Here is a 12,430-nt window from a genome sequence, read left to right as displayed (position 1 = left end):
CTCAGTCCTCCCTTAGTACTGATCCCGGCGTGGGCGTTCGTGACGGGTACTCAATTCTTCCATAATCTCATCCAGTGGAAGCTTACGTTCTTGCAGCAATACCAACAGATGATAGATCAGATCACTGACCTCAAGGCGCAGCTCGGCGTTATCTTTATTTTTGGCGGCAATTATGGTCTCGGAGGCTTCCTCGCCTACCTTTTTGAGGATCTTATCCACGCCTTTATCAAACAGATAAGTGGTATACGCCCCTTCCGGACGTTCCACTTCCCGCTCAGCAATCACACGCTCCAGCTCACCAAGAACAGCAAAGCGCTCCCCATCCGTCAGACTAGACACTGGTTTCGAGGCATCTGTTGTTGGGTTATTCAAAGGAATCTCAAGGAAAAAGCATGACGTAGCTCCAGTATGGCAAGCTGGTCCTTCAGGCACAACCTTCACGAGTAGTGTGTCGCTATCACAATCATAGGATATGGAGGTAATAGCTTGTGTGTTGCCTGAGGTTCCGCCTTTATGCCAAAGTTCGCTGCGTGAGCGGCTCCAAAACCAAGTCTGACCACTCTCCAGTGAGAGCTGTAACGATTCGGAGTTCATATAAGCAACCATCAGTACCTCTAAACTGCTAGCATCCTGAACAACGGCAGGCACCAGACCCGCTTCATTCCAGCGAATGCCTGCCAGAGCTTCTTTTTGGCTTAATGTGGTATTGTTTTGTGTTTCGCTCATCGGATTTCTACCCCTTTTTGCTTCAAATCTGCCTTTAAATCATTAATTGCAATCTCTTTATAGTGAAAAATGGTCGCCGCAAGTCCCGCATCGGCTTTCCCTTCCGTAAATACATCGTAAAAATGCTCCTTCTTCCCAGCGCCGCCAGAAGCAATCACAGGAATACTGAGCAAATCGCATACTGCCGAGGTTAGCTTCAGGTCGAAGCCGTCTTTTGTGCCATCTGCATCCATGCTAGTGAGCAAAATCTCGCCTGCACCCAGCTTCTCAGCTTCTTTGGCCCAAGCCAGAGCACGGATGCCGGTGGGCTTACGCCCGCCATGAGTGTACACTTCCCATTCACCAAAAGCCTCATTATATTTAGCATCTATCGCTACTACAATACACTGGGAGCCAAATCGGCGAGCACCGTCCAAAATTAACTGAGGATTAGTGATGGCTGCCGTATTAATGCCGATTTTATCTGCGCCTGCACGAAGAATCCTTTTCATATCATCAGTTGTAGAGATCCCTCCACCCACTGTAAAAGGAATGGCAATCTCACCAGCGGTCTGCCGCACAACCTCGATCATCGTTGCTCTACCTTCCACGGAAGCCGATATATCGAGAAACACAAGCTCGTCTGCGCCCTCGCGGTCATACAGCGCCGCTAGCTCTACCGGATCTCCAGCATCACGCAGATTCACAAAGTTAACGCCTTTGACTACCCGTCCATCCTTAACGTCAAGACAGGGGATGATACGTTTTGCTAACATTATGAAATCCCCCTTTCTTTAAAAAGCGTTTCAAGCACCTAAAGTGTGTCGGTACCCCTAAAGCCCTCTTAGCCCAGGGGGAGCCCAAGGGCCCCTGCCCCCTCTGGAAACCTTGATTGTTGGCATGGCGGATCATAGCCCATCCGGCTGAACCATAGCCCACACTACTGAACATGTGCTATGATCGCTAACCCCTTCGTGGCCGCTTCCTAGATCCATGACACTTTCATGTTCCGCGGTTTTGGCCCTTATGTGGTCGGAAGGGCTCACGCCACCTGCAAGCCCACGAGTATTTAATTGCACAACGTGCAGTTATTTTATCAGCCTTTTTGCAAGCTACTCTTTTAACTGCATTTCGTACAACTAAATCTGGGGATGAGCTTATAAATCAACTCATCTCTGAGTTATAGCTGCACGAAATACAACTAAATTAGCTAATCAGCTCTAAATGTGAAAAATAGCTGTATAAAGTACACTTAAATCATCATCCGAGGAAAAATACCCTTCCCGCCGCCTCATTACGCCTATTGTAGCAGATTGTGCAGCGGGTTTTAGCTAGCGGGTAACCTCCATTTTCACAGGTATTAAAATTTCACCGGATCCCTCGTTGAAACAGCGCCCAAGTCGTTACGCCATTCGTAATGAGATGAGATTTTTCCAAAGTGAAAACACATTAGCTAGTTGGGTTTGTTGCTTTATTGGCCAGCTGGTTTGTTTTAGCTCTTTTGTTGGTTTGTTACTTTGTTATTAAGCCCTTTTGCTGGTTTGCTGGTTTGTTCGTTTAACTTTTGCTAGTTTGCTTCTCTGTGCGTTCATTTAATTATTATTAGTTACTCATTTACTGTTACGTCTATTTCTTTTATCCACTGCTCATGGCTTGCTCAACTGTTGTCTTTTTGTTCATTCGCTCGTTTATTAATTAGTTTGGTGATTTAGTGATTTGTGTTCACTACGTTACTGTTAAGTCTATTTCTTTAACCCACTGTTGGTTCTGTCTGTTTCATTAATCCACTATTCCTTGGCTAGCTCATGTCGTCTTTTTGTTCATCCGCTCATCAATTAGCGCGCTCGCCCAACGCTATTTCTGCCCAAGCGCTCGCAAAGCTCCAGAAAGATCAATATTGCCCGTGTATAACGCCTTGCCAACAATAGCTCCGCCTACACCGCTGCCGCTGTGCACGTTCAGACGCAACAGATCATCAAGACTGGTGACTCCGCCGGACGCGATCACAGTTTTACCGCTGGCCTGCGCCATGGACAGGATACCGTCCACGTTCGGTCCCTGCATCATCCCGTCGCGGGAGATGTCGGTGTAAATGAATGTCTCGGCTCCTTTTGCCGCCAATTCCTTGGCAAGAGCTTCAGCACGTACTTCAGAGGTGTTCAGCCAGCCGTGTGTCGCAACATAACCGTTACGTGCATCAATGCCGATCGCGACTTTATCGCCGTATTTTGCCAATACCTCTTCGGTAAAAGCATGATCATTAATCGCAGCAGTACCGATAATAACGCGGCTAACGCCAAGTCCGAGCAATTTCTCTACGTCCGCAAGATTGCGAAGACCGCCGCCCACCTGCACAGGAACGTTAGCATTAGCAGCAATAGCACCGATAATCGCATCGTTCACAGGATGACCCGCTTTCGCACCATCTAAGTCCACCAAATGAATGAACTTTCCACCTTGCTCTTCCCATGATTTTGCCACCTTTAGTGGACTATCATTGTATATCGTTTCCTGATTGTAATCCCCCTGCTGCAGCCTGACGCATTTTCCATCCCGGATATCAATCGCCGGATATACAATAAAAGAAGACATTTGGCGCTCCCCACTTTCGTTCCATTATATTTATAGCGTGGCTTACGCCCGCTCTCTCTTAATCTTCAAAAAATTACCCAACAGCTTGATTCCCAGCTCTCCGCTTTTTTCCGGATGGAACTGCATACCGAACATATTATCTTGCCCGACAATAGCTGTAACTGGGTAACCATAATCTGTGACGGCCAGCAGATCACTCTCTTTTGCTACAAGCGCGTGATAAGAGTGGACAAAATACACATGCCCCTCCTCAAGGCCAACAAAAAGCGGATTCTCCGGCTGTCTAAAGCTGAGCTTGTTCCACCCCATATGCGGCACCTTATAGCCATCTCTAGGAGCGAACCGCACCACTGAACCCGAGAGAATATCTAACCCCTCATGGCTGCCATGCTCTTCACCGGTGCTAAACAACAGCTGCATACCAAGACAGATCCCAAGCAGAGGCTGCTCTCCAGCGGCTACCTGTTTGACGACAAGATCCAAACCATTCTCCCGCAGATGCCCCATCGCATCGCCAAATGCACCGACACCTGGCAGAATGACACTATCAGCAGCGAGAATTTGCTCGGCATCACCCGTCACTACACACTCATAACCGAGACGTTCTACCGCCTTACTCACACTGTGCAGGTTGCCCATGCCATAATCGACGATTGCAACAGTCATCCTACAGCACTCCCTTCGTAGAAGGCACACCCTTCACACGGGGATCAATCAATGTTGCCTCATCCAGCGCCCGTCCAAGCGCTTTGAATACAGCCTCAATCATGTGGTGTGTGTTAGAACCGTAGTGTACGATAACATGTAACGTAATCCGTGCTTCGAGCGCGAACTTCCACAGGAACTCCTGAACAAGCTCCGTCGAAAAGCTGCCCACCTGCTGTGAAGGATAGGTTGCACGATATTCAAAGTGCGGGCGATTGCTGATATCGATCACAACCTGCGCCAACGCCTCATCCATCGGTACAAAAACACTCGCATAACGTTTGATTCCTTTTTTATCACCCAGTGCTTCGTGCAGTGCCTGCCCTAGGCAGATCCCAATGTCTTCAACCGTGTGGTGGTCATCAATCTCGATGTCTCCACGCGCCTGTACAGACAGGTCAAATTGTCCGTGCTTCGTGAACAGATCCAACATATGATTCAGAAAAGGAACATCCGTCTCCAGCTCTGAAACTCCACTTCCATCTACGTTAAGAGACAACTTTATATCCGTCTCGTTTGTTTTACGGCTTAATCCAGCTTGGCGCAGGGCCTGTTCGTTATTGTTCTCCATATCCGTCTCCACCTTTTCCTTCGTTCTTGATTCGAATCTCAATGGCTCGTGCGTGGCCTTCTAAGCCTTCGCGACGTGCCAGCTCTATAATGGTCTTCCCATCACGCAAGAGTGCTTCCTTACTGTAATAGATCAGACTTGATTTTTTAATAAAATCATCCACATCCACTGGTGACGAGAAACGTGCGGTCCCATTGGTTGGGATAATATGATTTGGCCCGGCAAAATAATCACCCACGGGCTCGGAGCTATACGCTCCCAGGAAGATGGCTCCAGCATTCTCAATGCTGCCTACGAGGCCCATAGGATCTTCGACAACAATCTCCAGATGCTCTGGTGCCAGTCTATTCACTACGGAGATCCCTTCCTCCATAGATTCCACAACAATGATCGCGCCGTAATTCTCTACCGAAGAACGGGCGATCGCCTGACGCGGCAGCTCTTGCAGCTGACGCTCCACTTCAGCCGCCACGCTATCCGCCAGGCTCTGCGATGGCGTGACCAGAATCGCCGAGGCCATCTCGTCATGCTCGGCCTGCGAGAGCAGATCCGCTGCGACATAAGCCGGCTCAGCGGTCTCATCTGCCAGCACGACAATTTCGCTTGGACCCGCGATACTGTCGATATCCACGGCGCCATATACCTCGCGTTTAGCCAGCGCAACGTATATGTTGCCGGGCCCACATATTTTATCTACCGGCGCTATGCTCTCCGTCCCAAAAGCCAAAGCAGCTACCGCCTGCGCTCCGCCCACACGGTAGATTTCATTCACACCTGCTTCTGCAGCAGCAACCAGGATGTAAGGATCAATCCCTTCTTTACCGCCGGTGGATGGCGGAGTCACCATGACGATCTCCGGCACACCCGCGATCTGTGCTGGGATCACGTTCATCAGCACCGAGGAGGGATAAGCTGCTTTGCCACCAGGTACATATACCCCTACCCGCTTCAGCGGACGAATAATCTGCCCCAGAATCGTGCCATCCGGCTGCAAATCCATCCATGAATTCCGTTTCTGTCTGGCATGGAACGCCCGGATATTGGCTGCAGCTGCTTGAATGGCAGATACGAAAGATTGCTCTACTCGGCCATACGCTGCCTGAAGCTCTTCCGGCGTTACCCGCAGTTGATTCGGCGTAAGTGCAACCCGGTCAAATTGCTCCGTATAGCGAAGAAGCGCTGTGTCTCCTTCTTTTTTAATGGCGGCCACAATTTCCTTTACCGCCTGATTTTGCTCTGGCGTACCATACTCCACTTCCCGCTCTAGCTTAAAGTCCTTGCTCGACACAACCTTCATCGCTGGTTCCTCCCTTTACCCCTAACATCTGTTGCCGCCTACCGCAAATTAGGTTGCCCTATAACTGCCTGTAGTCGGTCACACAGTTGCTGTATCTCTTCATTTTTCATCCGATAGCTCACACGATTTGCCACCAGGCGGCTTGTAATTTCGAATATACTCTTCATTTCGATTAATCCGTTGTCCCGCAGCGTTTGCCCGGTCTCTACCATATCCACAATACGATCGGCCAGACCAATCAGTGGTGCAAGCTCGATGGATCCATTCAGCTTCACTACCTCGACCTGTTGGCCCTGCTCCCTAAAATACCTTGAAGCTACATTCGGATATTTCGTCGCTACACGCTGCTGAATTCCCGGCTGCCAGTTCGGCAATCCGATGATCGACATCCGGCAGCGGGCAATGCCAAGATCAAGCAGCTCGTATACATCACGATCTTCCTCCAGCAAAACATCCTTGCCCACGATACCAATATCCGCCACGCCATATTCTACATATGTAGGTACATCTACTGGTTTCGCCAATATAAACTCCATCCCTGCCTCAGGCAGCGGAATAACAAGCTTGCGTGATGCCTCACCGTCCGGTGGAATCGGAAGACCTGCCTGGCGGAACAGCTCAGCAGCCTTTTCGTAAATCCGGCCTTTTGGCATAGCCACCTTCAATATCTGTGCCATTGTTAAGTTGCCTCCTTTTCCATCTCCATGCAAAATTTATGTTAATCGCTTTTTGTACTAGCGATATCCTCAGCCATGCTCACTTACAAAAGATACGAATGTATAGATCTCACCGTACCGTACACCCTCTGCTTCAACCGTGTCCGTATCCAAACGCTTCACCGTTTCAAGCTCTTCTGGACCTGCAGCAAGTCTAGTAACGACTGCATGACCCTCTGACCGCAGGCGTGTTGCCTCTTCCAAGCCTTCTTTTCTGCGAATCGCATCATATTGGATCAAAATAGGCAGCTCTTCCTCTTCGACCACTCCAGTTACACCATCCAGGATGCGATTCGTTTTTAAGGAAAATCCTGTGGATGGGATCGGACGCCCAAACTGTTGCAGCAGATTGTCGTATCTACCACCACTGCATACCGGAAATCCTAATTCCGCTGCATAACCTTCAAAAGTCATGCCAGTATAATAGGAAAAGTCCCCGATCATCGTCAGATCAATCAGTACATGCTGTGATACGCCGTAAGAGACCAGCACCTCCCACACCTTGCACAAATGATCAATCGAATGACGCGCGAGCGGATGATTGCTCAGCTCTAGCGCCTGTCCACAAATCTCCTTGCCTCCGCGCAGACGCAGCAGCCCATCCAGTTCGTTCTTCTGCGCTTCTGTAAGATCCAGCCGCCGTAAAGTCTCCCGGAAAGAAACATAGTCACGGCCCAGCAAATGACTTTTCAGCTCCTCTTGAGCCTCAGGCAGTTCAGGAAGTGCCTCTTGAAATAACCCATTTAGAAAGCCTACATGCCCCATAGCGATCTTAAAAGACTTCACACCCGCGGCTTGCAGCGAAGAAATAGCAAGCGCAACTACCTCCGCATCAGCTTCAGGTGAATCATCACCTACCAGCTCTACACCTGTCTGGAAGAACTCCGCTTCCCGCCCCGCTTCTTCCTCAATGGCACGGAATACATTCGCGTGATATGACAGACGCAATGGCAGTGGCTCATCCTTTAATAGAGAGGCAACAACACGGGCAACCGGGGCAGTCATTTCTGATCGAAGCACCAAAGCCTGACCACGATTGTTAAGTAATTTATAGAGCTTCTGGTCGGACGTAGAGCTAGCCACGCCAACTGTATCGTAATATTCCAACGTTGGAGTCATCATTTGCTGATATCCCCAGCGACTCATGCAATGCAGTACATCGTTCTCAATTTTGCGCAATTTCGTTACGGCCCGGGGCAGATAGTCCCGAACGCCAGACGGCTTCTCAAATCCCTTTGGTTTGGACATCTTCATTGTTCACCTCGTCAGTTATCATTAGATACTGTTTATGTTTACTTTACTATGGTAAAGTGGTAGCAAATTAAAGTATTTTCAATATCGTATCATGTTCACTGCTTTTTCGTCAATCAAACCCTTAGTTGAGCGTTTGGCATTTTCTTTATTTTTGCCTCCCCGCTTATCGAATACTATAATGAGCTAATACGATTGTACTTCATAATTTTGTAATTGGTGTTCTAAAAATATACTTTCACCTAGAAAGAAGGGCTAACGCTTGACTAAATCCTATATGATTGGCGTTGATATTGGTACTACAAGTACAAAGGCAGTTCTCTTCGAGGAGAATGGAGCCATAGTTGCACAAGCGAATATGGGTTATCCCTTGCATCAACCCTCCCCTTCTATAGCGGAGCAGGACCCAGAGCAAATCCTACGTGCAGTCTTTCATACCCTCTCTAATGTCATGCGGCAAAGCGCCGTATCTCCAGATAAGATCCTATTCGTCTCTTTCAGTTCAGCCATGCACAGTGTCATTGCAATTGATCAGCTGGGTAAACCACTTACTGCCTGCATCACTTGGGCTGACAACCGTAGTGCCGGGTCTGCACTTCGCCTGAAGAACGAGTTTAACGGACATGAGTTGTACTTGCGCACAGGAACGCCTATTCATCCTATGTCACCGATTACCAAGCTAATGTGGCTTCGGGATGAGCAGCCTGAGTTGTTCCAACAAGCCTATAAATTCATTTCTATAAAAGAATACATATTCGCTCGGCTGTTCGGCGAATACATCATCGATCATTCCATTGCCTCTTCTACAGGCATGCTCAACCTTGAACTTTTGGAGTGGGATAAAGAGGCCCTGGAGATAGCCCATATTTCACCAGATCAACTCTCACGGCTTGTTCCCACCACAGAGATCATGCAAGGCCTGCTTCCCGGTCTAGCAGAGGAGCTGTTACTGCTCCCCACGACACCTTTTGTCGTAGGAGCCAGTGATGGCGTCTTGTCCAACCTTGGCGTAGGCGCGATTAAACCCGGTGTAGTGGCTGCTACGATTGGAACAAGCGGAGCGATTCGCACCGTAGTGGATCACCCGCTTACCGACCCTAAAGGACGGACCTTCTGTTATAACTTAACCCCAAAACATTGGGTGATCGGAGGGCCCGTTAATAACGGCGGTATGTTGTTCCGCTGGGTACGGGATGAGTTCGCTGCTTCTGAAGTCGAAACCGCCAAACGTCTTGGCATTGACCCTTACGAGGTTCTAACGCGCATCGCGGAACAAGTTCCGGCAGGTAGCGGTGGTCTTCTGTTCCATCCTTACTTAACTGGTGAACGGGCACCGCTGTGGAATCCTGATGCTCGTGGCTCCTTCTTCGGCCTTTCTATGAATCACCATAAGGAGCATATGATTCGCTCGGTACTAGAAGGCGTAATCTTCAATATGTATATGGTTCTGCTGGCTATGGAAGAGCAAATCGGGCGTCCTAGCAAAATTTTGGCTACAGGCGGCTTCGCCCGCTCCTCAGTCTGGCGGCAGATGATGTCTGATATTTTTGATCAAGAGGTCATCATTCCGGAGAGTATCGAAAGCTCCTGCCTCGGAGCAGTAGTGCTTGGTCTTTACGCAACGGGCCGTGTGGACTCCTTCGATGTTGTATTCGACATGATCGGTTCAACTTACCAGCATGATCCGATTGATGAACATACCAAAGTGTACAAGCAGCTGCTGCCGATTTATATTTCCGTCTACCGTAGTCTGGAAAGCCAGTATCAAGCTATTGCGGAGTTTCAGCGGGAACAAGCTGGAGAATAGACAAAATATAAAAGCGCCGGTCAACCCGCATATACGGGAGACCGGCGCTTTTATATTACCTAGCAGTAGACTATGCGCTTATGGAGCCTGTTTTTGCTTTCTTTTGTGCGCCTGATCCGAAAATAATCCAAGACGCAGGCACATACCGGAAGACGAGAGCCACTGCCAGCCATGAAACCAGCAGCGCAACAAGCCATCCTCCTACAATCGCTGCGATGTACGCAAGAGAACCCCCGTGAAACGGTAATTTTCTATAGAAATACAGCAGCAGAGGGTGCAATAGATAAATTCCGAAGGAGCATGCTCCCACAGATACCAAAAGTCTTGTCAGCAAGCTACGACCCGCCCCATAGAGCAAGAAGGAGATTTGCAACAGCACCACACAAGAGAGCAGCGCATGTAAATTAGAGAAACCCTCATACCATAAGCTGTTGATGACAGTTTTTTTCGTGTAATTGTTAAACCATAGCTCAACATGAACAACCCCTGCTACAATCCATAACAACCACAACGTAATCCAAACCGGACCTTTACCGGCGCGCCAGCCTTCACGTGAAGGCACTAACCATTTTTTCAAAGAAGAGTAATACACTGCAATCCCAGCACCCAGCAGGAAATACGAGAAATAAGTGATCGCCAGACTCCCCTTGGATAACTGCCAATACCCGTGATTGGTCATGTATTTATTCAGCAGCACAAAACCCCACTGTAGTAATAACCCGATCAGTGGCGCCCAAGCCGCCAGATGACGAACCTTTTGCAAACACCACAAAATAAGCGGAAATAACACGTAAAACTGAATAATGATAATAATATAATACAGATGCGTATATGCCGTTCCTGTCCATAAATACTTCCATAGCTTAGAAGCCATCTCCCCCGGAGGTAAGCCCCAAGTATTCCCGGCATTCATTTTTAACGCAAAATACAGCAGTGAAAATACTACATAAGGCACAATAATATAAAGCAGCCTTCTAGTGTAGAACTTTCCTAGCGTTTTGCCACCCAGCGGACGGTCAATATAGTTATAGAAGAGCACGAACCCACTCAAAAATATGAATGAAGGTACGGCGAACTGGCTGAATTTATTAATAAATAAGAACGGATGAAACATGTTTGTACCTAGTGTCTCCGCCAACGTTCGTGAAGTAGCATGAATAGCCAGCACTGCAAAAATAGCAATCGCCCGAAAAATATCCAGCTGCGGAATTCTTTCTTTTTGTCTCATAATCTTTCCTCCTGTTAAGCTCCGCATCGAAATGATGCCTTTTTAATCAAATATTATGAAGGCTACTTCCCCACGTTTTAGCGTGTGCGTGTATCAGACCTTCTTCTAACGCTATTTCTCCTGCTGCACGAACCCCTTTGCCCGTTCCTCAGAGATATAACCTGACTTTTCCTCCGGACTGGATTCCAAAGAGCGAGGCACGCTTCCAAAAATAATCCATGAACCCGGAACTCGCCGGAAAGCAAACTGCACAATAAGCCAGCTCCCTCCCAGTGCGACCACAAGCCCTCCGTAGATGAACAAAACATATGTTAGCGACTCTAGGGGAATCTGATATCGGAACCTGCGATATACCGCCAGCAATAGCGGATGAATCAAATATATCGCAAATGAGAGTTCACCCAAACGTGTTAAAAAAGCAACAATCCCGCGAGAGGCCTTACGATAGATCAGGAATGTAGCATACAACAGAACCAATGCTGATAACATCGTATGGACATTCCATAATAGCTCGTACCACAGCGAATCCGTCCACACCCCAAAATGGCGGGCCACATACCATAGCTGCACATGGATAAAGGCTGCAATTAACCACCCGCTCACTAACAGGGCAGTCCATCCTTTTTGCTTGGCAGTTAGCCCCCTCCATGGCTTCATCAGCCAAGTCTTCACCTTCTCAAAGTGAATTGCGATATAAGCACCCATCATATAATAAGCCAGATAAGAGATCGCCAGGCTCCCTTTTTCAACAATGTGCAGTTCGTATTTATTCCAGAAAATAAACCCCCACTGAAGTGCCAATCCGAGCGGAACCGCCCATTTAATTAAAAAGCGGGAACTCTGGAGTAGCTTAAGCAGTACTGGAAAAAGCAAATAAAACTGAATGCTGATAAATACAAAATACAAATGCGCATATGCGGAACCTGAGAATAACGCTCTAATAAAGCTGTACAGGTTGCCACCGAGGTTCTGGGTCAATCGTCCGTTCACATATAAGGTTAGTGCGTAATAGCCCATAGAGGCTAGCAGATAAGGTAATAAAATATACTTTAATCGACGACGGTAGAAATTAATAATCAAGCTGCGTGTCACAGGACGCCCATAATAATTATAAAACAATACAAAGCTGCTCAGAAAAATAAATGAGGGCGTACCGAATTTAAAGAAAATGTTGATCCAATTCAGCCAGTAATAATAAGGGGAATGCAGTGCCTGCTCTCCAGCGGCAAAAGATGAGGAATGCACATGCAATACGCCTAAGATCGCTAATGCTCTGAAAATATCCAGCTGGGGCAGCCTTTCCTGTCTCGCAGTGTTCATATTATATTCCTCTTCTCTACTATGATGGTTGTTCATAGAGACGCTAAGCGGAATGTGGAAACTGAAAATACCAGGAAGCCTGCACCTGCTGATTTTACATTCTGATATTTGAAGCTGAATGCCTAGCGTGGGATTCGCCTTATCCTTATCACTAACGCTAATTATATCGAATGTATCTGTTCTAAAAACTTAAGAAGAACTTAAAGTTTCCTTAATAATCTTCTCTAAGACGCAAGAA

The 12,430-nt window shown here is 47.9% G+C and carries 11 protein-coding genes; 1 reads left to right on the top strand and 10 read right to left on the bottom strand.

Features of this window, described 5'->3' with window-relative positions; genetic code table 11:
* Positions 1 to 12: 12 nt before the first annotated feature.
* From hisIE to NST94_RS00775, 8 genes are all read right to left on the bottom strand, one after another.
* Entirely contained in the window at positions 13 to 726 is a 714-nt protein-coding gene (hisIE, locus tag NST94_RS00810) for a bifunctional phosphoribosyl-AMP cyclohydrolase/phosphoribosyl-ATP diphosphatase HisIE (RefSeq protein WP_076303376.1), read from the bottom strand.
* Positions 723 to 1,481 (bottom strand): imidazole glycerol phosphate synthase subunit HisF, encoded by a 759-nt coding sequence (gene hisF / locus NST94_RS00805; RefSeq protein ID WP_036687077.1) that lies wholly within the window; start codon positions 1,479 to 1,481, stop codon positions 723 to 725. The genes hisIE and hisF overlap by 4 nt, the downstream gene beginning before the upstream one ends.
* Before the next feature lie 1,078 nt (positions 1,482 to 2,559).
* Positions 2,560 to 3,297 carry a 1-(5-phosphoribosyl)-5-[(5-phosphoribosylamino)methylideneamino]imidazole-4-carboxamide isomerase gene (gene hisA / locus NST94_RS00800; protein ID WP_076126839.1) on the bottom strand — a complete coding sequence of 246 codons (738 nt, stop codon included), beginning with the start codon at positions 3,295 to 3,297 and terminating at the stop codon, positions 2,560 to 2,562.
* A 42-nt stretch (positions 3,298 to 3,339) separates the two neighbouring features.
* Entirely contained in the window at positions 3,340 to 3,963 is a 624-nt protein-coding gene (gene hisH / locus NST94_RS00795) for an imidazole glycerol phosphate synthase subunit HisH (RefSeq protein ID WP_076303377.1), read from the bottom strand.
* A 1-nt stretch (position 3,964) separates the two neighbouring features.
* Complete coding sequence (hisB, locus tag NST94_RS00790; RefSeq protein WP_036687073.1) at positions 3,965 to 4,573, bottom strand: imidazoleglycerol-phosphate dehydratase HisB; 609 nt, start codon at positions 4,571 to 4,573, stop codon at positions 3,965 to 3,967.
* A complete protein-coding gene (hisD, locus tag NST94_RS00785) occupies positions 4,560 to 5,870 on the bottom strand; it encodes a histidinol dehydrogenase (RefSeq protein WP_076303378.1) in 1,311 nt (436 codons plus the stop codon). Before hisD ends, hisB begins: the two co-directional genes overlap by 14 nt.
* A gap of 38 nt (positions 5,871 to 5,908) precedes the next feature.
* Complete coding sequence (gene hisG / locus NST94_RS00780; RefSeq protein WP_036687062.1) at positions 5,909 to 6,547, bottom strand: ATP phosphoribosyltransferase; 639 nt, start codon at positions 6,545 to 6,547, stop codon at positions 5,909 to 5,911.
* Between the two features lie 69 nt (positions 6,548 to 6,616).
* Complete coding sequence (locus tag NST94_RS00775) at positions 6,617 to 7,834, bottom strand: ATP phosphoribosyltransferase regulatory subunit (RefSeq protein ID WP_036687060.1); 1,218 nt, start codon at positions 7,832 to 7,834, stop codon at positions 6,617 to 6,619.
* Between the two features lie 280 nt (positions 7,835 to 8,114).
* Between NST94_RS00775 and gntK the strand changes: the two genes are divergently transcribed.
* Positions 8,115 to 9,644 carry a gluconokinase gene (gene gntK, locus NST94_RS00770; protein WP_076303380.1) on the top strand — a complete coding sequence of 510 codons (1,530 nt, stop codon included), beginning with the start codon at positions 8,115 to 8,117 and terminating at the stop codon, positions 9,642 to 9,644.
* Between the two features lie 70 nt (positions 9,645 to 9,714).
* Here gntK and NST94_RS00765 read toward each other — a convergent pair whose 3' ends face one another.
* Together NST94_RS00765 and NST94_RS00760 are read right to left on the bottom strand one after the other, a co-directional pair.
* Positions 9,715 to 10,872: an acyltransferase gene (locus NST94_RS00765; protein WP_339281546.1), complete on the bottom strand. Its 1,158-nt coding sequence runs from the start codon at positions 10,870 to 10,872 to the stop codon at positions 9,715 to 9,717.
* 111 nt (positions 10,873 to 10,983) lie between these two features.
* Positions 10,984 to 12,192: an acyltransferase gene (locus tag NST94_RS00760; protein ID WP_076179137.1), complete on the bottom strand. Its 1,209-nt coding sequence runs from the start codon at positions 12,190 to 12,192 to the stop codon at positions 10,984 to 10,986.
* Between the last annotated feature and the right edge of the window lie 238 nt (positions 12,193 to 12,430).

The organism is Paenibacillus sp. FSL H8-0282 (genome assembly GCF_037963825.1).
GTDB classification, from domain to species: Bacteria; Bacillota; Bacilli; order Paenibacillales; family Paenibacillaceae; genus Paenibacillus_AQ; species Paenibacillus_AQ odorifer.
This window is presented reverse-complemented; position numbering and strand designations above follow the sequence as displayed.